Origin of the sequence: Micromonospora sp. HUAS YX12, from assembly GCF_040215685.1 — a bacterium.
Lineage (GTDB): Bacteria > Actinomycetota > Actinomycetes > Mycobacteriales > Micromonosporaceae > Micromonospora > Micromonospora tulbaghiae.
Map to the genome: position 1 here is coordinate 328,373 of NZ_CP157974.1, position 22,039 is coordinate 350,411.

At 74.3% G+C, this 22,039-nt stretch carries 22 protein-coding genes; 6 read left to right on the forward strand and 16 right to left on the reverse strand.

What is annotated here, in order from left to right; all coding sequences use genetic code 11:
* Positions 1-192: 192 nt before the first annotated feature.
* The 4 genes from gatA to ligA form a co-directional block, all read right to left on the reverse strand.
* Positions 193-1,668 carry an Asp-tRNA(Asn)/Glu-tRNA(Gln) amidotransferase subunit GatA gene (gene gatA / locus ABIH81_RS01570; RefSeq protein WP_349878673.1) on the reverse strand — a complete coding sequence of 492 codons (1,476 nt, stop codon included), beginning with the start codon at positions 1,666-1,668 and terminating at the stop codon, positions 193-195.
* A 76-nt stretch (positions 1,669-1,744) separates the two neighbouring features.
* Positions 1,745-2,050, reverse strand: a complete 306-nt coding sequence (gene gatC / locus ABIH81_RS01575) for an Asp-tRNA(Asn)/Glu-tRNA(Gln) amidotransferase subunit GatC (RefSeq protein ID WP_013284468.1) — start codon at positions 2,048-2,050, stop codon at positions 1,745-1,747.
* Positions 2,051-2,155: 105 nt separating this feature from the next.
* Positions 2,156-4,696 carry a bifunctional diguanylate cyclase/phosphodiesterase gene (locus ABIH81_RS01580; protein ID WP_349878674.1) on the reverse strand — a complete coding sequence of 847 codons (2,541 nt, stop codon included), beginning with the start codon at positions 4,694-4,696 and terminating at the stop codon, positions 2,156-2,158.
* Positions 4,697-4,849: 153 nt separating this feature from the next.
* Positions 4,850-6,985, reverse strand: coding sequence for an NAD-dependent DNA ligase LigA (gene ligA, locus ABIH81_RS01585; RefSeq protein WP_349878675.1), 2,136 nt, complete (start codon positions 6,983-6,985; stop codon positions 4,850-4,852).
* A 201-nt stretch (positions 6,986-7,186) separates the two neighbouring features.
* Here ligA and ABIH81_RS01590 point away from each other — a divergent pair, with 201 nt between their 5' ends.
* Entirely contained in the window at positions 7,187-7,798 is a 612-nt protein-coding gene (locus ABIH81_RS01590; protein ID WP_349878676.1) for a type II toxin-antitoxin system PemK/MazF family toxin, read from the forward strand.
* A gap of 184 nt (positions 7,799-7,982) precedes the next feature.
* Here the strand turns inward: ABIH81_RS01590 and ABIH81_RS01595 are convergent, their stop codons facing one another.
* The 7 genes from ABIH81_RS01595 to ABIH81_RS01625 all read right to left on the reverse strand — a co-directional run bounded on the left by ABIH81_RS01595 (position 7,983) and on the right by ABIH81_RS01625 (position 14,360).
* Entirely contained in the window at positions 7,983-9,020 is a 1,038-nt protein-coding gene (locus tag ABIH81_RS01595; RefSeq protein ID WP_349878677.1) for an ADP-ribosylglycohydrolase family protein, read from the reverse strand.
* A 26-nt stretch (positions 9,021-9,046) separates the two neighbouring features.
* Positions 9,047-9,415 carry a VOC family protein gene (locus ABIH81_RS01600; RefSeq protein WP_349878678.1) on the reverse strand — a complete coding sequence of 123 codons (369 nt, stop codon included), beginning with the start codon at positions 9,413-9,415 and terminating at the stop codon, positions 9,047-9,049.
* A 37-nt stretch (positions 9,416-9,452) separates the two neighbouring features.
* Positions 9,453-10,457 carry a methionine synthase gene (locus tag ABIH81_RS01605; RefSeq protein WP_349878679.1) on the reverse strand — a complete coding sequence of 335 codons (1,005 nt, stop codon included), beginning with the start codon at positions 10,455-10,457 and terminating at the stop codon, positions 9,453-9,455.
* A gap of 30 nt (positions 10,458-10,487) precedes the next feature.
* Positions 10,488-11,564, reverse strand: a complete 1,077-nt coding sequence (gene mnmA / locus ABIH81_RS01610; protein ID WP_013284461.1) for a tRNA 2-thiouridine(34) synthase MnmA — start codon at positions 11,562-11,564, stop codon at positions 10,488-10,490.
* Positions 11,565-11,601: 37 nt separating this feature from the next.
* Positions 11,602-12,777 carry a cysteine desulfurase family protein gene (locus tag ABIH81_RS01615; RefSeq protein WP_349878680.1) on the reverse strand — a complete coding sequence of 392 codons (1,176 nt, stop codon included), beginning with the start codon at positions 12,775-12,777 and terminating at the stop codon, positions 11,602-11,604.
* 87 nt (positions 12,778-12,864) lie between these two features.
* Positions 12,865-13,530, reverse strand: coding sequence for a class F sortase (locus ABIH81_RS01620; protein ID WP_349878681.1), 666 nt, complete (start codon positions 13,528-13,530; stop codon positions 12,865-12,867).
* Complete coding sequence (locus tag ABIH81_RS01625) at positions 13,527-14,360, reverse strand: DUF4397 domain-containing protein (RefSeq protein ID WP_349878682.1); 834 nt, start codon at positions 14,358-14,360, stop codon at positions 13,527-13,529. Before ABIH81_RS01625 ends, ABIH81_RS01620 begins: the two co-directional genes overlap by 4 nt.
* Before the next feature lie 240 nt (positions 14,361-14,600).
* Between ABIH81_RS01625 and ABIH81_RS01630 the strand changes: the two genes are divergently transcribed.
* Positions 14,601-15,209, forward strand: a complete 609-nt coding sequence (locus tag ABIH81_RS01630) for a sigma-70 family RNA polymerase sigma factor (protein WP_349878683.1) — start codon at positions 14,601-14,603, stop codon at positions 15,207-15,209.
* Positions 15,163-15,936, forward strand: coding sequence for an anti-sigma factor (locus ABIH81_RS01635; protein ID WP_349881271.1), 774 nt, complete (start codon positions 15,163-15,165; stop codon positions 15,934-15,936). The genes ABIH81_RS01630 and ABIH81_RS01635 overlap by 47 nt, the downstream gene beginning before the upstream one ends.
* Before the next feature lie 100 nt (positions 15,937-16,036).
* Here the strand turns inward: ABIH81_RS01635 and ABIH81_RS01640 are convergent, their stop codons facing one another.
* The 4 genes from ABIH81_RS01640 to ABIH81_RS01655 all read right to left on the reverse strand — a co-directional run bounded on the left by ABIH81_RS01640 (position 16,037) and on the right by ABIH81_RS01655 (position 19,170).
* Positions 16,037-16,996 (reverse strand): electron transfer flavoprotein subunit alpha/FixB family protein, encoded by a 960-nt coding sequence (locus ABIH81_RS01640; RefSeq protein ID WP_349878684.1) that lies wholly within the window; start codon positions 16,994-16,996, stop codon positions 16,037-16,039.
* A gap of 12 nt (positions 16,997-17,008) precedes the next feature.
* On the reverse strand, positions 17,009-17,788 hold the full coding sequence (locus tag ABIH81_RS01645) for an electron transfer flavoprotein subunit beta/FixA family protein (protein ID WP_349878685.1): 780 nt from the start codon (positions 17,786-17,788) through the stop codon (positions 17,009-17,011).
* A gap of 177 nt (positions 17,789-17,965) precedes the next feature.
* A complete protein-coding gene (locus ABIH81_RS01650; RefSeq protein ID WP_349878686.1) occupies positions 17,966-18,370 on the reverse strand; it encodes a hypothetical protein in 405 nt (134 codons plus the stop codon).
* Between the two features lie 2 nt (positions 18,371-18,372).
* A complete protein-coding gene (locus ABIH81_RS01655) occupies positions 18,373-19,170 on the reverse strand; it encodes a GNAT family N-acetyltransferase (RefSeq protein ID WP_349878687.1) in 798 nt (265 codons plus the stop codon).
* Positions 19,171-19,211: 41 nt separating this feature from the next.
* On the opposite strand from ABIH81_RS01655, the gene ABIH81_RS01660 reads away from it, so the two are divergent.
* From ABIH81_RS01660 to ABIH81_RS01670, 3 genes are read left to right on the forward strand one after another with little or no spacing between them, the layout of a single operon-like run.
* Positions 19,212-19,598 carry a DUF202 domain-containing protein gene (locus tag ABIH81_RS01660; protein WP_349878688.1) on the forward strand — a complete coding sequence of 129 codons (387 nt, stop codon included), beginning with the start codon at positions 19,212-19,214 and terminating at the stop codon, positions 19,596-19,598.
* On the forward strand, positions 19,595-19,894 hold the full coding sequence (locus ABIH81_RS01665; RefSeq protein ID WP_349878689.1) for a DUF202 domain-containing protein: 300 nt from the start codon (positions 19,595-19,597) through the stop codon (positions 19,892-19,894). Before ABIH81_RS01660 ends, ABIH81_RS01665 begins: the two co-directional genes overlap by 4 nt.
* Before the next feature lie 26 nt (positions 19,895-19,920).
* Positions 19,921-20,319, forward strand: a complete 399-nt coding sequence (locus ABIH81_RS01670; RefSeq protein WP_349878690.1) for a PLD nuclease N-terminal domain-containing protein — start codon at positions 19,921-19,923, stop codon at positions 20,317-20,319.
* 55 nt (positions 20,320-20,374) lie between these two features.
* Here the strand turns inward: ABIH81_RS01670 and ABIH81_RS01675 are convergent, their stop codons facing one another.
* Positions 20,375-21,997 (reverse strand): acetolactate synthase, encoded by a 1,623-nt coding sequence (locus ABIH81_RS01675; protein WP_349878691.1) that lies wholly within the window; start codon positions 21,995-21,997, stop codon positions 20,375-20,377.
* Positions 21,998-22,039 lie beyond the last annotated feature (42 nt).

Consider the following 22,039-nt stretch of genomic DNA (forward strand, 5'->3'; position numbering starts at 1 on the left):
CGGGCCACAGTCCAGTCGATCCAGCAGACTCGGAGTTTATTCGACCAGTGCCAGTGACCCCGGGCAATCCACTGATCGGTGATCACCGTGTCGCCGCGACGACAGCCGCGCCCGGCGCGGTCGCGGGGACCGCACCGGGCGCGGGACGTTTCCCGGTACGGAGGCGGGCGGCCCGCCTCCGTACCCCCGGGTTCAGAGCGTCGGCGGGGCGAGCGTGCCGACGGCGCCTTCCAGCGCGGCGGCGACCCGGTACATCCGGTCGTCGGCCATGGTCGGCGCCATGATCTGGAAGCCGACCGGGAGCCCCTCGGACAGGCCGCACGGCACGGAGATGGCCGGGCCGCCGTACAGGTTCGTCGGGATGGTGAACAGGTCGGCCAGGTACATCTGGTACGGGTCGGCGGTGCGCGACCCGATCGGGAACGCCACGAACGGCGTGGTCGGCGAGATCAGCGCGTCGACCTGCTCGAACGCGCTGGTGAAGTCCCGCGTGATCAGCGTGCGGACCTTCTGCGCCTGGCCGTAGTAGGCATCGTAGTAGCCCGACGACAGCGCGTACGTGCCGATCATGATGCGGCGCTTGACCTCGGGACCGAAGCCGGCCTCGCGGGTCAGCGACATGACCTCCTCCAGCGACCGGTTGCCGTCGTCGCCGACCCGCAGGCCGAACCGGACGCCGTCGAACCGGGCCAGGTTGGAGGAGCACTCGCTCGGCGCGATCAGGTAGTAGGCCGGCAGCGCGTACTTGAAGTGCGGGCAGGAGACCTCGACGATCTCGGCGCCCAGCTTCGCCAGCGCCTCGGCGGCGTCGCGGAACGCGGCCGTCACGCCCGGCTCCGCGCCCTCACCGGTGAACTCGGTGACCACGCCGAGCTTCACTCCGGTCAGGTCGCCGGTGGCGCCGAGCCGCGCCGCGGCCACCACGTCCGGCACCGGGGCCGGGATCGAGGTGGAGTCGCGCGGGTCGTGACCGCCGATCACCTGGTGCAGCAACGCGGCGTCGAGCACGGTACGCGCGCACGGGCCGGGCGTGTCCAGCGACGAGGAGAACGCGACCAGGCCGTAGCGGGAGGTGCCGCCGTAGGTGGGCTTCGCGCCGACGGTGCCGGTGACCGCGCCGGGCTGGCGGATCGAGCCGCCGGTGTCCGAGCCGATCGACAGCGGCGCCTCGTACGCGGCCAGCGCCGCCGCGCTGCCACCGCCGGAGCCGCCCGGGATCCGCTCCAGGTCCCACGGGTTGCGGGTCGGCCCGTAGGCGGAGTACTCGGTGGAGGAGCCCATGGCGAACTCGTCCATGTTCGTCTTGCCGAGCATCACCGTGCCGGCGGCGCGCAGCCGCTCGACGATGGTCGAGTCGTACGGCGGGCGCCAGCCCTCCAGGATCTTCGACCCGACAGTGGTCGGCACGCCCTTCGTGGTCAGGACGTCCTTCACCGCGACCGGCACACCGGCGAGCGGGCCCAGCTCCTCACCGGCGGCGCGCCGCTCGTCCACGGCACGCGCGGCCGTCAGCGCGCCCTCGGTGTCGACGTGCAGGAACGCGTGCACCCGGTCGTCGACGGCACCGATGCGATCCAGGTGGGCCTGGGTGACCTCGACCGCGGAGGTCTCGCCGCTCGCCACCAGCCCGGCGATCTCGACGGCGTTCAGCTTCGTCAGGTCGGTCATGCCGGCACTCCGCTTCGCTCCGTGCCGTCACGACCGGCAGCCACGCTGAGCCTGATGACTCGCTCGCTGCGCTCGCTCATGAGGCCACATCCTCGTCCAGGATCCGCGGGACGCGGAACCGCTGCTCCTCGGCGTCGGGGGCACCCGACAGCGCCTCCTGCGGGGTCAGGCCGGGCCGCACCACGTCCTCGCGGAGCACGTTCGTCAGCGGCACGGAGTGGGACGTCGGCGGGATGTCCGCCGCGGCGACCTCGCCGACCTGCGCGACCGACTGGAGGATCACATCCAGCTGGCCGGCGAAGGTGTCCAGTTCCTCCTCCGTGACGGCGAGCCGCGACAGTCGCGCGAGGTGCGCGACCTCCTCGCGGGAGATGGCGGCCATCAGTGCCCCCTTCGTGGCTGTCCTGAGACGTCTGCGGTGGGCCGGCCGCGCGTGCGGGCGTGCTCGATGACGCGCGGTGACCGGAGCGAGTCTATTGTCCCGCCGTCACGACGACGCCTTCGACTCCCCCTCCGGCGCCGGACCGCTGCGGCTCCCCGCCTCCGCCGGGCGCACCGGACGGTAGCGGGACAGCCAGGCCACCAGGTCCTCGGCGGGCATCGGCCGGGCGTGGAACCAGCCCTGCGCCACGTCACACCCGGCGGCGTGCAGCATCCGCCAGGTGCGCTCGTCCTCGACGCCCTCGGCCACCACCCGCAGCCCGAGCGCGCCGGCCAGTTCGATCATCGAGCGGACGATCGCCGCGTCGTCCGGGTCGTCGGCCATCCCGAGGACGAACGACCGGTCCACCTTCACCTCGGACAGCGGGAGCCGGCGCAGGTGTTGCAGCGACGAGTAGCCGGTGCCGAAGTCGTCGAGCGCGATGCCGACGCCGATCCGGTGCAACTGGGTGATGCTGGCGAGCACCCGCCGGGGGTCGGCCATCAGCGCACCCTCGGTGATCTCCACCTGGAGGCGCTCCGGCGGCACGCCGTACCGGGTCAGCCGGTCGGCGATCTGGTCGGCGATCTCGCCGGTGTGCAGGTCACGGACGCTGACGTTGAGCGCGGCCCGCAGCGTGAGCCCGGCCGCCGACCACTTGGCGAGCTGCTCCACCACGTCGTCCACCACGCGGCGGGTGAGCAGCCGCATCACCGCGCTCTGCTCGGCGACCTGGATCAGCTCGCCCGGGTCGACCATGCCCCGGCGCGGGTGCCGCCAGCGCAGCAGCGCCTCGACGCCCACCACCTCGCCGGTGGCGATGGCGATCTGCGGCTGGTAGTACATGGTGATCTCGCCCGGGTGCCCGGCCTGGTCGTCCGGCTCGGCCCTGGTGCTCCCGTCGGCGGTCGGCCCGATGACGCCCGGCGCGCCGGTGCTCACGGCGGCCACCGCGTCGTGGGTGACGTCGCCGTCGGCGGTCCCGGTGGCCGGCGTGAACTCCGCGTCGCCCACCACGAGCGGGCCCGCGACCGGTCCCGCCCCGGCGTGGGCGGCCCGGCGGCGGATCGGGTCGGCGCCGGTGAGGATCCGCTCGATCAGGTCGTCGTCGTGCCGCTCCTCCACCCGGTTCCGGCGCCGTCGCAGCCACCGGTTCGGCCCGCCGCCGGACCGCCCACGGCCGCCGTCGCGCGCCGGGCGCTGGTTGCGGGCCGGACGGTCGGCCCGGACCGGCAGCGCCGGCTGCAGTGCGGCGCCGTCACCCCCGCGTACGCCGACCGTCTCCCCGCCCTGCGCGGACGGGCCGGACTCCAGCACCCGGCGCAGATCGGCCAGCAGACTCAGCCGCTCGGCCGAGTTGTGGTCGGACTCCGGCGCGTAGACCGCCACCGTGTCGTTGCGGTGCTTCGCGTCGTACATGGCCACGTCGGCGTGACGCATCAGGGTGGCGAAGTCCTCGCCGTGGTCGGGGTAGAGCGCGATGCCGATGGCGCCGCCCACGTCCAGCGGCAGCCCGTCGAGCGGCACCGGCTCGGCGAGCGCGGCGACCACCCGGTCGGCCCGCTCGCGGGCCTGGTCGATGTCGGTGAGCCGGGGTACGACGATGGCGAACTCGTCGCCGCCGAGCCGCGCCACCATGTCGCCGCCGTCCACGGCGCCCATCAGCCGGGCGCTCACCTCGACCAGCAGGCGGTCGCCGACGGCGTGCCCGAGCGCGTCGTTGACGTGCTTGAACCGGTCGAGGTCGAGCAGCAGCAGCGCCAGGTGCGCGTCCGGCGCGCCCCGGGCGGCCCGGTCACCGTGCAGGTGCACCTGCTCGGCCACCTCGGTCAGCAGCGCCTTGCGGTTGGGCAGCCCGGTGAGCGGGTCCACGTCGGCGAGCTGTTCCCGTTCGGCGGAGAGCCGGGCCATCCGGTAGACCGCGAACAGCGGCACCAGCACCAGCGGGATCAGCGCCGCGCTGGCCCGGGCGGCGGCCACCAGCACCGGCGCGAGCAGCAGCAGCGAACCGGTGGCGAGCAGCTCGTAGGCCAGGCCGCTGCGGACACTGGGCCACCACCGGTCGCCGAAGCGCAACCGGACCGCCGAGCTGACCAGTCCGTAGTTGACCACGAACCAGGCGACCGTCGCGCCGCCCACCGCCGCCACGTCGGTCCAGTGCAGCCGGCCGCCGTCGAACAGCTCGCCCGGGCCGAGCCGGGTGACCGCGTACGCGGCGGCGAGCGCGCAGGCGTACTGCGCCGCGTTGAAGCCGGTGCGCCAGGGGGCGTACCCGAGCCGCCAGCCGCTGACCGCCACCGCCACGGCCTGCACCGCGACGGCCGGACCGAAGCCCCAGCCGAGCAGGATGGCGAAGGTGAAGCAGGTCGACGGGAACACCGCCGAGGTCTGCCGCCGGCCGGGCGGGACGAACGGGCGGGCGTCGCAGGCGACGGCGAGCGCCGCCATGGTCCAGAACGCGGCCGGCAGCTCGCTCCACCTGTCGGCGAGCGCGACGAGCGGCCCGGCCGAGACCACCAGGGCGACCAAGCCGATCGCGCCGACGAAACCGAAGAACGGCCCGCTCCGCCCGGGCGGGACGGAGTTACGCGGGTCTCCGGTCTCCATCGCACCTCCCGGGGGGAACCTCGTGGCGCGCGCCGTCACGCGTCGTACGCCAATGAAACGCCCTCCGAGGCGATTTCCCCGACACGACAGTCACGAATCGGTCGTAGTCGTAATTAACTTGGTATCCGCCGGACGATTGCTGTGAACAGCCTGTCAGTCCTCCACCCGGGCCACCTCGCGGGCCGCCTCCGGGCCGGAGTCGAGCAGCACCCGGAAGCCGTCCTCGTCGAGGATCGGCAGTTTCAGGGTGGCGGCCTTGTCGGCCTTGGAGCCGGGATTGTCGCCGACCACCACGAAGCCCGTCTTCTTGGAGACCGAGCCGGTCACCTTGCCGCCCCGGGCCTGGATCGCCTCGGCCGCCTGGTCGCGGCTGAACCCGCTGAGCGTGCCGGTGACCACCACCGTGACGCCGTCGAGCGGTCGCGGCCCCTCGTCGGCGGCCTCCTCGGCCATCCGGACGCCCGCCTCGGCCCACTTGCGCACCACGTCGCGGTGCCAGTCGACGGCGAACCACTCCTTCACGCTCGACGCGATGGTCGGGCCGACGCCGTCCACCGAGGACAGCTCCTCCTCACCGGCGGCCTCGATCGCGGCGACCGAGCGGAAGTGCCGGGCGAGCGCCTGGGCGGCGGTCGGGCCGACGTGCCGGATGGACAGCGCCACCAGCACCCGCCACAGGTCGCGTTCCTTGGCCTCGGCGAGGTTGTCGAGCAGCTTGGTGGCGTTGCTGCCCAGGCTGCCGTCCTTGTTGACGAAGAACGGCGACCGGCTCAACTGCTCGGCGTCGAGCTGGAACAGGTCGCCCTCGTTGGCGATGATCTGCGCGTCGAGCAGTGCCGCCGCGCCCTTCTCGCCGAGCACCTCGATGTCGAGCACCTTGCGGCTGGCCAGGTAGAAGACCCGCTCGCGGATCTGGCCGGGGCAGGCCCGCCCGTTGGGGCAGCGGATGTCGACGTCGTTCTCCTTGGCCGGCGCGAGCGGGGTGCCGCAGGCCGGGCAGGTGGTCGGCATGACGAACGGGCGGGCGTCGGCCGGGCGCAGCTCGACCACCGGGCCGAGCACCTCGGGGATCACGTCGCCGGCCTTGCGCAGCACCACCGTGTCGCCGATGAGCACACCCTTGCGCTCGACCTCGCGGGCGTTGTGCAGCGTCGCCAGCGCGACTGTGGAACCGGCCACCCGGACCGGTTCGAGGACGGCGAACGGGGTGACCCGGCCGGTGCGCCCGACGTTGACGTCGATGTCGAGCAGCTTGGTGTTGACCTCCTCGGGCGGGTACTTGAAGGCGATCGCCCAGCGGGGCGCCCGGCTGGTCGAGCCGAGGCGGCCCTGGATGGAGACCGGGTCGACCTTGACCACGACGCCGTCGATCTCGTGCTCGACGTCGTGCCGGTGCTTGCCGTAGTAGGCGATGTAGTCCGCGACCCCGGCCAGGTCGTCCACCACCCGCCACCGATCGCTGGTGGGCAGCCCCCACGCCTTGAGCGCGGCGTACGACTCGGACTGCGCGGCCGGCCGGAACCCGGTGCGCGCGCCGATGCCGTGCACCACCAGGCGCAGCGGGCGGGAGGCGGTCACCCGCGGATCCTTCTGCCGCAGGCTGCCGGCGGCGGCGTTGCGCGGGTTGGCGAACGGCGCCTTGCCCTGCTCGACCAGGCTCGCGTTCAGGTCGGCGAACGCGGCCACCGGGAAGTAGATCTCGCCGCGCACCTCGAGGAGCTCCGGCACGTCGGGGAAGTCGTCGGACGGGGTCAGCCGGGCGGGCACGCCCTTGATGCTGCGCACGTTGGCGGTGACGTCCTCGCCGGTGCGGCCGTCGCCCCGGGTGGCGGCGCGCACCAGCCGGCCCTTCTCGTAGGTCAGGTTGATGGCGAGCCCGTCGACCTTCAGCTCGCACAGGTAGGGCACCGGGCCGCCCGCGTCCCGCTCGACCCGCTCGGACCAGGCGGCAAGCTCCTCGTCGGCGAAGGCGTTGTCGAGCGAGAGCATCCGCTCGGCGTGCGCGACGGGCGTGAAGTCGGTGGAGAAGGTGCCGCCGACCCGCTGGGTGGGCGAGTCGGGGGTGCGCAGCGCCGGGTATTCCGCCTCCAGCGCCTCCAGCTCCCGCAGTTGCCTGTCGAACTCCGCGTCGGTGACGGTCGGCGCGTCGAGCACGTAGTAGCGGTACTGGTGCTCGGTCAGCTCCTGGCTGAGCGTGGCGTGCCGCTCCCGGGCCGCCGGGGTCGGCTCGGCACCCGCCGCCGCGTCCTGGGCCGCGTCGACCGCTGGGGGAACCGCTTCTTCGGACACGCCGCCGCCTTCGGACACTGCTGTCGACCTCCCGTGTTCGTACTACCCGAGAACCGTAGCGGTCGGGGGTGACAGTCGTCCGGCCACCCGCGCCGAGCAGGGCGAACCGGCGCCGGTCGCGGCACCCGGGCGGGTCGGCCCCGGCCGTGCGACGATCGCGTCGGCGGTGCTGAGCGACAACGGTCGGAAGGCGGGCGACGGATGCGCGACGGGGTGATCTGGGCGCTGGTGATCGTGGCCTGCGTCGCGGCCGGCTGGCTGTGGAACGAGTGGCGCCGCCGGTCGGCCGAACGCGCCGCCGGGACGCGCGACCGGTCCGGCGGACGGCGGCCGGGCACCGGCCGGGGCAGCCGCAGCAGCGGGCCGGGCGGCGACCGGACCGGCACTGACCGGCCCGGCGGCGGGCGCCGCGGTGACCGGGCCGGCGGCGGGTCGCGAGGTGAGCGCGCCGGCGCGCCGCCGAGGCCGCGGGGCGCCGGACGGACCGGCCGGGACGAGCCCCGGCCCGGGGAGATCTGGTGGGCCGACGTGCCCTACGCCGACGGAACCGGCTCGAAGGTGCGGCCCTGTCTGGTGCTGCGGGTCGACGGCCGGGACGCCGAGGTGCTGAAGATCACCAGCCAGGACAAGTCGGGCCGGGACGACCACCTGCCGATCCCGACCCGGGACTGGGATCCGGACGCCGGCCACGACAGCTACCTCGACGTCAGCGAGCCGATCCCGGTGCCGCTGAGCGCGTTCGCCGACCGGGCCGGCACCTGCGACCCGGCCCTGTGGCGCGGCATCCGCCGCCTCGACCACCTCACCGGCTGAACCCCGGTAGCCGGCACCCGGACCCGCCCACCCCACGAGGCGAAGCGACGCCCGCCCCTCGGCGCGAGCCGGAGCGGCGTCCGGACCGCCCGCACGAGCCGAAGCGGCGTCCGGACCGCCCGCGTGAGCCGGAGCGGCGTCCGGACCGCCCGCGCCCGCCGGAGCCGGTGCGGCTGTCCGGACCTCAGCGCGCGGGCTCGGCCCCTCCGTCGAACGCCTCGGCGAGCGCGGTGAGCTGGCCGGCGTACTCGATCCGGCCGGCCCACCCGGCGGGCCAGGCGGCCATGCCGTACGCGGCGCCGACGAACGCGCCGGCCAGCGCGGCGATGGAGTCCGAGTCACCGGCGGTGGTGGCACCCCGGGCCAGCGCGCCGACCGGGTCGTCGGTGTGGCGCAGCGCGCAGAGCAGCGCGGTGGCGAGCGCCTCCTCGGCGATCCACCCCTCGCCGGTGAACCGGCACGGGTCGCCGCCGTCGTCCGGGCGGGCCACCGCCGCCTCCAGCCGGGCGAGCACGCGCAGGCAGTCGTCCCAGCCCCGGGCGACGAACTCGGCCGCACTGCTCTCGCCGGGCCGCTGCCACAGGTCACCGAGCCAGTCGTCCCGGTAGACGGTGCGCTGCTCCCGGGCCCGCTCGGTGAGCAGGCCGGGCAGCTCCGGCAGCGCCGCGCCGTCGCGCAGCAGCCGGATCGCGTACGCGGTCAGCTCGCTCGCCGCCAGCCCGGTCGGGTGGCCGTGCGTCAGACCGGCCTGGAGCTGGGCCAGCCCGGCCATCGTGTCCAGGTCGACGTCGAGCAGCCCGACCGGGGTGACCCGCATGTTCGCCCCGCAGCCCTTCGAGCCGGCGACGGTGGCCTCCTGCCAGCGTGCGCCCCGGGCCAGCTCGGCACAGGCCCGCAGGCAGGTCATGCCGGGGGCGCGGTTGTTCTCCGGGCTGACCGACCAGTCGACGAAGCGCTGCCGCAGCAGCGGCGCCACCACCCCGGCCGTGTACGCGGGCGCGTCGTGCAGCGCCCACGCCACGGCCAGCGCCATCTGGGTGTCGTCGGTGACCAGGGCGGGGTCGCCGGTCAGCTCGCGCGGACCGGCCGGGCCGTAGCGCCGGACGATCTCGGTGACGGTGAGGAACTCGGTCGGCTTGCCCAGGGCGTCGCCGTAGGCCAATCCGAACAGCGAACCGGCGGCGCGGCCGGTGGCGGTGGAGGCGGTCACGGTGGCGATCATGCCCCCGCCGCGCAAGTCGCGGAAGATCAGTCCCAGCAGAGGCAGAACGGGTGACCGGCCGGGTCGGCGTAGACCCGGAAGCCCTCCCCCTCGCCTGGCAGCCGCCGCGCGCCCAGTGCCAGCGCCGCCTTCTCGGCCGCCTCGATGTCGTCGACTGTCACGTCGAGGTGGAACTGCTGCGGCCGGGCCGGGTCGGGCCAGTCGGGGGCGCGCAGGCCCGGCGCCCGCTGGAAGGCCACCCGCGGCTGGTGCCCGGGCGGGCCGCCGAGCACCACCCACTCGTCGCCGTCGGAGTTCTCCTCCACCACGGGCAGGCCGAGCAGCTCGGAGTAGAAGGCGGCGAGCGCGTGCGGATCGGGGCAGTCGATCACTGTGGAACGCAGTCGTCCAATCATGCCGGTCATCGTGCCCGGCGGGTACGACGGAAAAACGTCAGTCCTCGGCGAGCCGCCGGCCCGCCTCGCGGCAGGCGGCGAGCACCGCGCGGGCGTACGCCGGGGTGGCGCCGGCCAGGCCGCACGCGGGGGTGACCACCACCTGCTCGGCCAGCCGGCGGCGGGGGAAGCCGAGCCGGTCCCAGACGCCCCGGACCCGGTCGGCGACCTCGGCCGACGTCGGCGCCCGGCCGGACGGCGGCGGCAGCGTCGGCGCGGCGCCGGCCAGCAGCCCGAGCCCGGCGTCGATCGCCTCGCCGAGCGGGTCGAGGTCGGTGACGAGCGACAGGTCGAGCGCGACGCCCACGGCCCCGGCGGACCGGATCAGCTCCAGCGGGGCGTCCGGCGCGCAGCAGTGCACGAGCGCCGGGACGCCGGCCGCCGCGATCACGTCGTGCAGCAGCCCGCGCGCCACCTCGGTCTCCACCGGTCGGTGGGTGCCGAAGCCGCTCTCGGTGGGCACCCGGCCGGCCAGCACCGCCGGCAGGGACGGCTCGTCGAGCTGGAGCAGCACCGAGGCGCGGGGCAGCCGCCGGGTCACCGCTTCGACGTGCCCGCGAAGCCCCTCGCCGAGCGCCCCGGCGAGATCGCGTACCGCGCCCGGGTCGCGCAGCATCCGGCCGCCGATCGGCAGCTCCAGCGCGGCGGCGAGGGTGAACGGGCCGGCGGCCTGGACCTTGACCGGTCCGGCGTACTCCTCGGCCTGCTCGGCGAGCTGGTCGAGGTCGCGTTCCATCAGGTCGCGGGCGCGGCGCAGGTCGCGGCCGGGGCGCGGGGCGATCCGCCAGCGGGCCGCGTACAGCTCGACCGGAAGTTCGACGAGCAGGCCGGCGGTGCGGCCGACGATGTCCGCGCCCGGCCCTCGCGCGGGCAGCTCGGGCAGGTGCGGCAGGGCGGGCAGCTCGCCGAGCACGATCCGCTGCGCCTCGGCGATGTCGGTGCCGGGCAGCGACCCGATGCCGGTCGCCGCGCCGGTGGGCCAGGGCCATGCCTGCTCAGTCACTGCCGCAGCCTATCCGCTGCCCGTTCGAGGTCAGGCGGCGGTGATGGTGGCGGAGCCGAGGACCACGTCGCCGGCCGGGTCCGGCCGGTAGGCCACGATGGCCTGGCCGGCTGCGACACCCCGGACCGGGCGGCGCAGCGACGCGCGCAGTCCGTCGGCGTCGACCTCGACGGCGGCCGGCACCACGTCGCCGTGCGCCCGGAGCTGCACCTCGCACTCGACCGGCCCGTCCGGGCGCGGCCCGCCGGTCCACACCGGGCGGGTGGCGCGCACGTCGGAGACCTCCAGCGCCTCGGCCGGGCCGACCGTCACGGTGTTCGTGGTCGGGGTGATGGAGAGCACGTAGCGAGGCCGGCCGTCCGGCGCCGGGCGGTCCAGGTGCAGGCCGCGCCGCTGCCCGACGGTGTACTGGTAGGCGCCGCTGTGGCTGCCCACCACCGCGCCGGTGAGCGCGTCCACCACCTGGCCCGGTGCCTCGCCGAGCCGCTCGGCCAGGAAGCCGCGGGTGTCGCCGTCGGCGATGAAGCAGATGTCGTGCGAGTCCGGCTTGTCGGCCACCGCGAGGCCGCGCCGGGCGGCCTCCGCGCGCACCTCGGCCTTCGTCGAGTCACCGAGCGGGAAGATCGACCGGTCGAGCTGCGCGCGGGTCAGCACCGCCAGCACGTACGACTGGTCCTTGGCCGCGTCGACGCTGCGCCGCAGCAGGCCGTCGGCGCCGAGCCGGGCGTGGTGGCCGGTCACCACCGCGTCGAAGCCCAGGGCCACGGCCCGGTCCAGCACCGCGGCGAACTTGATCTTCTCGTTGCAGCGCAGGCAGGGATTCGGGGTACGCCCGGCGGCGTACTCGGCGACGAAGTCGTCCACCACGTCGTCGTGGAACCGGTCGGCCATGTCCCACACGTAGAACGGGATGCCGAGCACGTCGGCGGCGCGCCGGGCGTCCCGGGAGTCCTCCAGCGTGCAGCAGCCCCGGGCGCCGGTGCGGTACGTCTGCGGGTTACGGGCCAGGGCCAGGTGCACGCCCGTCACGTCGTGCCCGGCCTCCACCGCCCGTGCCGCCGCGACGGCGGAGTCCACCCCGCCCGACATCGCCGCAAGAACCCTCACCGGCCCACTCCCCTCGTCCTCACCGAGCGTATCCGGGTCAGCGGGGAGTGCGGAGGGCGGCCGCGCGGCGGGCCCGCTCCACCGCGGCCGGCAGCGCGGCGATCAGCGCGTCCACGTCCGCGCCGGTGCTCGTGTGCCCGAGCGTGAAACGCAGCGAGGACCGGGCCCGGTCGTCGTCGGCGCCCATCGCCAGTAGTACGTGCGAGGGCTGGGCCACCCCGGCGGAGCAGGCCGACCCGGTCGAGCAGGCGATGCCCTGGGCGTCCAGGAGCAGCAGCAGCGCGTCCCCCTCGCAGCCGGGGAAGGAGAAGTGCGCGTTGCCCGGGAGCCGGTCGGCCGGGTCGCCGTTGAAGATCACCTCGGGGACGGCCTGCCGGACCCGCTCGACCAGCTCGTCGCGGAGCGCGGCGACGCGGGCGGCGTACTCCTGCTGGCCCTTGACCGCGCTCTCGACGGCGACCGCGAACGCGACGATGCCCGCGGTGTCGAGCGTCCCGGAGCGTACGTCGCGCTCCTGGCCGCCGCCGTGCAGCAGCGGGGTGGCCGCCACGTCGCGGGCCAGCAGCAGCGCGCCCACACCGGCCGGGCCGCCGAGCTTGTGCCCGGTCACGGTGAGCGCCGACACGCCACTGGCGGCGAAGTCGACAGGCACCTGCCCGACCGCCTGGATGGCGTCGGTGTGGAACGGCACCCCGTGCTCGGCGGCGACGGCGGCCAGCTCGGCCACCGGCTGGACGGTGCCCACCTCGTTGTTCGCCCACATGGCGGTGACCACCGCGACGTGCTCGCCGTGCTCGGCCAGCTCGGCGCGCAGTCGCTCCGGATCGAGCCGCCCGGCGGCGTCGACCGGAAGCCAGCCGGCCTGCGCGCCCTCGTGCTCGACCAGCCAGTCCACCGCGTCGAGTACGGCGTGGTGCTCGACCGCGCTGGAGACCACCCGGATCCGGTCGGCGCGGGCGGCGCGACGGGCCCAGAAGACGCCCTTCACGGCGAGGTTGTCGCTCTCCGTGCCGCCGCCGGTGAAGATCACTTCGGAGGGGCGGGCGCCGAGCGCGGCGGCCACCCGCTCGCGGGACTCCTCCACCCGTCGCCGGGCCCGGCGGCCCGCCGCGTGCAGCGACGAGGCGTTGCCGACCTCGCGGGCGACAGCGACGTACGCCTCGAGTGCCTCGTCCAGCATCGGGGTCGTCGCCGCGTGATCAAGGTATGCCATCACGGTTCAGCCTAACGGCCTGCGTACCCGGCACCGGGGGCCGGACCGCCCCGTCCCGCGCGGGGGTGGGACGGGCGGTCCGGCGCCTCAGGTGGGAACTGCGGTGACGACGATGTTGTCCCGGTAGCTGCGGGTCTTCGCGTCGAACGGCCCGCCGCAGGTGATCAGCGTGAGGCGGGGCCGGCCGTCGCGGGCGAAGTACCGCTCCAGCGGGATCTTCGACTTCCGGTACTCCTCCCGGGCCACCACCCGGTAGGAGCGCTCGCGGCCGTCCGAGCCGGTGGCGGTGAGCTCGTCCCCCTGGTCCAGCTCACGCAGCCGGAAGAACGCCCCCTTGCCCTGCTCGGCGCTGTCCACGTGCCCGGCGATCACCACCGAGCCGGCGTCCGCCTCCAGGCCCGGGCCGTAGCGGTACCAGCCGACCTGGTCGACGCTGGGCGGCACCTCGAACTCGTCGGTGCGCTCGTTGACGCCGACCGGGTTGACGGTGGCGGTGACCCGGATCGGCGGGATGCGCAGCTTCACCGGCGGCACGATCTCGCTGCCGGCGGGCAGCGTGCCCGGGTTCACCGGGACCGGGCCGCCGCCGGTCGCCGAGGGCGCCGGCGTGGGCGTGGCGCTGGCCAGGGCCGTCACCTCGTCGCCGCCGACGTCCTCGGCGGGCTCGGATCCGCACGCCACCACGGTCGCCAGGGTGAGCGCGGCGGCGCCGGCGGCCATCGCCGCCAGCGCCCCGCGGTTGCGCACCGTCACCGGCGCCCGGCCCGGGCGGTTGCCGCCACCCGCGCCCCGCCGCCGACCAGGAGCAGCACGCCGGCCCCGGCCAGCACGTACCACCAGGTGTCCACGCCGGTGCCGGCCTGGCCGCCGGTGCCGCTGGGCACGCCGCCCGGCGCCGAGTGCAGGCCGCTGATGGTCTGGGCGACCACGCTCAGGTTCTTCGCCTCGGCCGAGCCGATCGCGTAGACGATGGTGGCGGTGCCCTCCTTCAGGTTCAGGTCGGCCGGGCCGATGGCGACGGTGTCGGTGCCGGCGAGCACCACGTCCGCCTCGACCGAGCCGGCGGCCACGTCTGCCTTGGCCTCCTTCGGGTTCGTCAGGCCCTCGAAGACCGGCTTCCCGCCGGCCCGCACGTCGACGGCCGGCGCGGCGGCGGTGTGCCGGACGATCAGCCGCGCCTTGCCGGCGCCCACCTTGGACACGTCGTTGACGAACGGGGTGATCTGCGGCTCGCCGGCGGCGCTCAGGTGGGCGGCGAGGCTGATGTTCGCCCCGCCCGGCACCTCGGCGTCGTCCACCTTCAGGATCGCCTTGTCGATCGCCTCGCCCGGCTTGGTCAGGGCGATGTCGTACTCCCCCTCGGGCAGGGTGAGCGGGCCGGCGACGTCGCCGGGCTTGAAGTCGTTCAGCGTCTTCTCGCCGTTGACGTACACGTCGACCGGGGTGTCCGGGATGCCGTGGACCACTGAGACCTTCGACGAGGCGGCGTAGGCGGGGCTCATGGTGGCGGCGCCGACGCCGGCGAAGGTGAGGGCGGCCACCGCGCCGCCCGCGGCGACCCGACGGGACATCGCGTACTGCATTGTCTGCCTCCTGGTGGTTGATGCTGATTCGTCAGGCCTGGCTTGCAGAACGGGTTACGCCGGCTCCGTCGCCCCCGGATGCGCCCGGATCCGATTTCTTTCTCCCGTCTCCGGGCGCATCCGCCGGACCCTCCCGCGACGAAGGAGAGGTGACGAGGGCCGTGACCGACACACCGGGAGAGTGGGGCGAGGGCTGTGGGAGTTACAGTCGGGCATGCCCCACGGAAGGCGAGCCGCCCGGTGACGGCGGCGAGGCAGGGCCCCGAACCGCCGGGCGAGGACGACCTCGCCACCCGGTTCCGCGACGGCGACGAGGCGGCCCTGCGAGAGGCGTACGACAGGTACGGGCGAGCGGTGCTGCACCTGGCCACCACGACGCTCGTGAACCGCAGCGACGCCGAGGACGTGACCCAGGCGACGTTCGTCGCCGCCTGGCTCGGCCGGGAGACGTTCGACCCGGCGAAAGGCTCACTGGTCGGCTGGCTGCTCGGGATCGGGCGACGCAAGGTGGTCGACCGGATCCGGGCCGCGGCCCGGGAGACCCGGGTCGTCGAGACGGTGAAGCAACTGCCGGAGCCGGTCTCCACCGGCCCCGACCCGGACACCGTGGTCGACCGGCTGGTGGTCGCCGACGAGCTGTCCCGGCTCCCCGACGAACAGCGCCGGATGCTCGAGCTGGCGTTCTACGACGACCTGACACACCAGCAGATCGCGGCGGTGACCGGAGTGCCACTCGGCACTGTCAAGAGCCACATCAGACGCGGCATGCAGAGCCTGAAACGCAGATGGGAGGTGGACGGTGGTGCAGCACCTGGACCACGACCGGCTGGTCTTTCTGGCGCTCGGTGAGAGCGAGGCGGCTGACGGCGAGGCCACCCATCTGGACACCTGCGACCACTGCCGGGGCGAGATGGAGACGCTCCAGCACGTCGCCGGGCTCGGCGCGGGCACCCAGGGCCTGGCCGACCTGCCCGACCCGCCGGAGCACATCTGGCAGGGCATCGTGGCCGAGATCCGGGCCGCCGAGGAGCTGCCGGCGCTGACCGAGCGGCGCCTGCCGCGCCCGGCCGACCCGGTGGAGCCGGCCGCCGTACCCGTCGTGGCACGTCGGCCGCGGCGGAGCCGGCGCTGGCCGGGGTGGGCGACCACCGCGGTCACCGCCACCGCCGCCGCGGTGATCGGCGTGGCCGGCACCGCCGCGGTGCTTGGCACCGGCGGCGGCGAGCCGGCCGATCCGCAGCCGCCGGTGCTGGCCAGCGCGCCGCTCGCGGCGTTCGGTACGACGCCGAAGGACGCCTCCGGCGACGCCCGGGTGCTCGGCGACCACCGATTGCATCTGCACGTGACGAATCTCCCGACCGTTCCGGGGTACTACGAGGTCTGGCTGATCGATCCGAACACGATGAAGATGTTCTCCGTGGGTACGCTGAGCAACGGATCAGGGGACGCGCTCCTGCCGATCCCCCCGAACGTCGACCTGCGCACCTACACCGTGGTCGACGTCAGCGCGGAGCAGTACGACAACAAGCCCGGCCACTCCGGCGACAGCCTGCTGAGGGGCACCCTGACGGGCTGATCGGCGGGCCGGCTCAGCTCCCCGGCCCGCCGATCAGCTCCCTACGAGGAAGGGCCGCCGCCCGGTCGAACCGGGCGGCGGCCCTTCTTTCACGCGACGCTCACTTGCGCTTGCGGATCTCCTCGGCGGCCTGCGGGACGACCTTGAACAGGTCGCCGACCACGCCGTAGTCGGCCAGCTCGAAGATCGGCGCTTCGGCGTCCTTGTTCACCGCGACGATGGTCTTCGAGGTCTGCATGCCGGCCCGGTGCTGGATCGCGCCGGAGATACCCAGCGCGACGTAGAGCTGCGGGGAGACCGTCTTGCCGGTCTGACCGACCTGGAACTGGTGCGGGTAGAAGCCGGAGTCCACGGCCGCGCGGGACGCGCCGACCGCGCCGCCGAGCAGGTCGGCCAGCTCCTCGACCAGCTTGAAGTTGTCGGCGTTACCGACACCACGACCACCGGACACGACCACCGACGCCTCGGTCAGCTCGGGGCGGGAGCCCTTCTGCTCGGCGACCCGCTCCACGACCTTGGCCAGCTTGTCCGCGTCGGTGACCGACACGGTGAGCTGCTCGACGGCCGGGGTGGCCGCGGCCGGAGCCGGGTTGAGCGAGTTCGGCCGGACGGTGACCAGCGGCAGGCCCTTGGTGACCTTGGACGTGACGATGGTGGAGCCGGCGAACGCGACCTGGGTGGCGGTGCCGTCGGCGGCCAGGCCGACCACGTCGGTCAGGATGCCGTTGTCCAGCTTGACCGCCAGGCGGGCGGCGATCTCCTTGCCCTCCTGGGAGGAGGCGAGCAGCACGGCGGCCGGCTGGACCCGCTTGACCAGCTCGGCGACCACGGTGGCCTTGGGCGCCACCAGGTAACCGTCGATCTCCTCGCCCTCGGCGGCGTAGATCTTCTCCGCGCCGTACTCGCCGAGCTTGGCGCTCAGCGCCTCGGCGGCGCCGGCGCCACCGAGGACGACAGCGCTCGGGGTGCCCAGCTCGCGGGCGAGGGTGAGCATCTCACACGTGACCTTCTTGACGCCGAATTCCTTGGTGGCTTCGACGACGACGAGAACCTCAGCCATGTCAGTGACCTCTCACACGAACTTCTCGGTGGCGAGGAACTCGACCAGCTTCACGCCGCCGGAGCCCTCGTCGGTGATCTTCTCGCCGCCGGAGCGCGGCGGGCGCTTGGAGTGCTCCACCACCGCGCTGGTGGCACCGTCGAAGCCGACCTCGGCCGGGGCCACGCCCAGGTCGCCCAGGGAGAGCGTCTGCACCGGCTTCTTCTTGGCCGCCATGATGCCCTTGAAGGACGGGTAGCGCGGCTCGTTGATGGTGTCCCAGACGGAGACCACGGCCGGGGTCGAGGCGGTGACCACCTCGTAGCCCTCCTCGGTCTGCCGCTCGACGGTCAGGTTCGCACCGTCGACGGTGAGCTTGCGCGCGCCGGTCAGGGCGGCCACGCCCAGCCGCTCGGCGATCATGTGCGGCATGACCTGGACCCGGCCGTCGGTCGACTCGGCGCCACAGATGACCAGATCGGCGTTGAGCTGACCGAGGGCGGCGGCGAGCACCTTCGAGGTCGCCACCGCGCAGGAACCGTGCAGGGCGTCGTCGACGACGTGGACGGCCTTGTCCGGGCCCATGGAGAGCGCCTTGCGGATCGACTCGGTCGCCCGGTCCGGACCCATGGTCAGGATGGTGACCTCGCCGCCGTGCGCCTCCTTGATCTTCAACGCCTCCTCGATGGCGTACTCGTCCATCTCGTTGATGACGTTGTTCGCCGAACCGCGGTCGACGGTGTTGTCGTCAGAACGCAGGTTGCGGTCCGCGCCCGAATCGGGCACCTGCTTGACGAGTACGACGATGTTCATCGCGCTTCGACGACCCTCCTGTTTGGTGTAGCGATCACTCGCCCGGTCACGGGCGCAGCCTCCCGCGCGACGCAACGTGGGTCAACCGCGGGCTGCTGTGCACTTCCCCACGAGCGCAATGTTACCCGCAAGTAGCATGGCCGCCCCGGCGGCCCGGAGTGACGCGACTCACCACCGTCACGCCGGCTCGGCCAGCGCCTGCCGGATCTTCTCGATCGCCGCCGCCTCGGCCGGATCGATCCCCCGGTGCGCCTGCGCCACCCGCTCCGCCGCGGCCAGCACCACCGACCGGTACGTCTCGACGTCGCCCGGCGACTTGGCGCGCAGGATCTCCACCGACCGGCGCAGCGCGGGCAGCACCACCGACTCGACCTCCAGGACGGAGTCCCGGGGGAGCTGCGGCAGCGGCCCGGTGGTCAGCGCCTCCTTGACCACGCCCCCCACCTCGGCGAGCGCGCCCGAGGCGGCGAAGCTCTCGCGCACCATGGCCAGCACCCCCGGCACGGCGTTGGAGACCAGGAACACGGCACCGAACGCGCCGGTCTTCAGGGTGAGCCGCTCGTCCGCCGTCAACCGTTCCATGATCACGGAGTGTAGACGTAGGGCGTGGAGGTGGTGACGGCAACGAGCCCGAGCCGCTCCAGGATGGGCCGGCTGTCCGGCGAGCAGTCCACCTGCAGCAGCGTCTTGCCGCGCTGCTGCGCCAGGCGCGCCCGGTAGGCCACCAGCGCCCGGTAGATGCCCTTCCTCCGCCACTGCGGCAGCGTCGAGCCGCCCCAGAGGCTGGCGAAGCCGGTGCCGCGCTGGTAGCGGATCCAGCCGGCGCTGACCACCGTCTCCCCCGCCTCCGCCACCACGATCGTGATCGACTGCGGGTCGGCCTCGATCTCCCGGGCCAGCCCGTACACCAGGTGGCTGCGGTCGGCGTGCCAGACCTCCTCCTCCATCGCCGCGATCCGTTCCAGGTCGGCCCGGCTGGTGACCTCGCGCAGGCGTACCCCCTCGGGGGGCACCGGGACGGCGGCGGCGAGCGGCGCGACCGGGCCGACCACCACTGTCTCCTGGTCCTCCGGCACGAACCCGGCGGCGCGCAGCCGGTCGCCCAGGTCGGCCGGCTCGTCGTGACCGGCGAGCTTCCACTCGACCGCCTCGCCCCGGGCCCGGAAGACCTCGACCTGCCGGGCGATGAGCGCGTCCAGCTCGGCGCCGTCCAGCCCGTCGAGCGTCCGGTAGGTGAGGAAGCCGCGCTGGTCGAGGCCGAGCACGCGGAACAGCGGGCCGTCGCGCTCCACCGTCACGCCGTCCGGCAGCGGGTCCGGCAGCTCCGGTCGGATCTGGCTGTCGTAGGCGTCACGCAGCTCGCGCGCGTCAAGATCGGTCATCCCCCCAGGCTAGGCGCGGGGCAAAGCGGATAATCGGCGGCGTGTGGGAGTCGATCAAGAGCTGGTTCGACCCGCGTGAGCTGCGTTCGGTCGGCACCCCGCCGGACTACCGCTTCTCGCTGGCGAACGAACGGACGTTCCTGGCCTGGCTGCGAACGGGGCTCGCGCTGGTGGCGGGCGGGCTGGCCGCCGCGCAGTTCCTCCCGCCGCTGCGCCTGGCCCACCTGCGCGAGGCGCTCGCGGTCGCGCTGCTGCTGCTCGGCGCGGCCGTCTCGATCCGGGCGGTCGACCACTGGGCGCGCACCGAACGCGCCATGCGGCTGAACGAGGAGCTGCCCGCGTCCCGCTTCCCGGCCGTGCTGGCGCTCGTCGTCGCGGTCGGCGCGTTGCTGCTGGTGGCCGCCGTGCTGCTGGGCGGCGCGCGGTGACCCGAGACCCCGGTCTGCAACCCGAGCGCACCCGGCTGGCCTGGCGGCGGACGCTGCTCACGCTCACCGCGGTGCTGCTGCTCCAGCTCCGGCCGGCGTTCAGCGGCCGGGCCGCGGACGCGGCGCCGGCCGGGGTCGCGGTCCTGCTCTGGCTCGCCGTCCTGGTGGTGACGTGGCACCGGGCCACCGGCACGGGGCCGCGCCGGCTGGACCGCTGGTCGGTGCCGCTGACCGCGCTCGGTGCGGCCGGACTCGCAGTGCTCGGTGTGGTACACGTGCTCGGCGGGGTGCGCTGACGTGCGGCGGTGAGCCATCATGAAGCATGGCCCGCCTCTACGTGCTGCTCTTCCTGGTTCAGATCGTCCTCGCCGTGTGCGCGCTGATCAGCTGCCTCTCCGCCGACGAGGAGAAGGTCAAGGCGCTGCCCCGGATGATCTGGGTGCTGATCATTCTCTTCTTCCCGCTGGTCGGCTCGATCGCCTGGTTCCTGGTGGGCCGCGAGCGCCCGGCCGGGACCGCCGGCGTCACCGGCACGGCCCGGCCCGCCGCCCCGGCCCGCCGCCCGCTCGCACCGGACGACGACCCGGAGTTCCTCGCCTCGCTGGACGAGCGTTCCCGCCGCGAGGACCAGGAACGGCTGCGGCTGTGGGAGGAGGACCTGCGCCGCCGCGAGGAGGAGCTGCGCGACCGCCCGGACGACCGGGACCGCCCCGAGGTCTGACACGCGCCGCGGGCCGCCCGCCGCTCACCCGGCGGACGGCCCGCGCGCGCCGTGTTCAGGCCAGGTTCGACGAACGGGGGTACGCGTCCGCGGGGTCGGTCAGCACGTTCACCAGGTACGGCACGCCCGAGTCGAACGCGCGCCCCAGCGCGGGCCCGAGGTCGGTGGCCTTCTCCACCGTCTCGCCCGCACCGCCGAGCGCCTCGACCACCTTGTCGTAGCGCAGGCCGGGCTGGAGGTCGGCGGCCACGTCGTAGCCGTACATCGCCCGCATCGGGTGCTTCTCCAGCCCCCAGATGCCGTTGTTGCCGACCACGATCACCACCGGCAGCTTCTGCCGGACCAGCGACTCCACGTCCATCAGCGAGAAGCCGGCCGCGCCGTCGCCCATCAGCACGCAGATCTGCCGGTCCGGGTGGCTGACCCGGGCGCCCATCGCGTAGCCCATGCCGGTGCCGAGGCACCCGTACGGGCCGGGGTCGAGCCAGGTGCCGGGCTGGGCCGGCTCCAGGTACCGCCCGGCGTACGACACGAAGTCGCCGCCGTCGCCGATGGTGATGGCGTCCGGTGCGAGCACCCGGCGCAGCTCGCCGTAGATCCGGGCCGGGCGGATCGGGTCGGTCTCGGCCGCCATCTCCTCCGCGTCCCGGGCCTTCGCCGCGTCCTCGGCGGTCCGCAGCTCGGCGATCCAGTCGGCGTGGTCGGCCCGGTCACCGGTGTGGTCGGCGAACGCGCCGAGGATCAGACGCAGGTCACCGGCCGGCGCGGCGGCCGGCTGCACGTGCCCGGCCCGCTGGCTGGGCGCGTCCACGACGTGCACGACCTGGGCATCGCCGAAGTCGCCGAAGGAGAGCCGGAAGTCCAGCGGGGTGCCGATCACCACGACCACGTCGGCGCCCTTGAGCGCGACCCGGCGGGCCTTGGCGAAGGCGAGCGGGTGCTCCGGCGGCAGCGCGCCCCGGCCCATGCCGTTGGTGAACACCGGCACCCGCAGCGACTCGGCGGCGGCGCGCAGCGCCTCGACGGCGTCGCCCGCGTACACGTCGGAGCCGGCGATGATCACCGGCCGGGACGCGCCCGCGATCAGGCGGGCCGCCTTCGCCACCTCGTCCGGGTCGGGCTCGATCGGCGCCGGCGGCGTGACCGCCGGCAGGTCGGCGTCACCGACCGAGAAGACCGCCTCCAGCGGGAAGTCCAGGAAGACCGGGCCGCGGTGCGGGGTGAGCGCGGTGGTCAGCGCCGCCGACACCGCGCGCGGGATGTCGTCGGCGCTGAACACCGTCTCGGCGTGCTTGGTCACCGGCGCGACGAGCGGCAGGTGGTCCATCTCCTGGAGGCTGCCCGAGCCCCAGCGGAACTGCGGCGCCCGCCCGCCGAGCACCAGCACCGGCGAGGCGTTGAAGAACGCGCTGGTCAGGCCGGAGACCCCGTTGGTGACGCCGGGGCCGGCGGTGAGCACGGCCAGGCCGGGGCGGCGCTGGAGCTTGGCCACCGCCTCGGCGGCGAACACGGCGGACTGCTCGTGCCGCACGTCGTAGAGGGGGAAACCCGCCTTGTGCGCGGCGTCGTAGAGCGGGAAGACGTGCCCGCCGGAGAGCGTGAACATCTCCCGTACGCCGTGTGCGCGTAGTGCCGCGAGCGCCAGATCGCCCCCGTGGCCCTCGATCCGCTCCGTCATGCCATTCCCCTTCGTCGACCGACCGGGGTCACGCTACTGGCC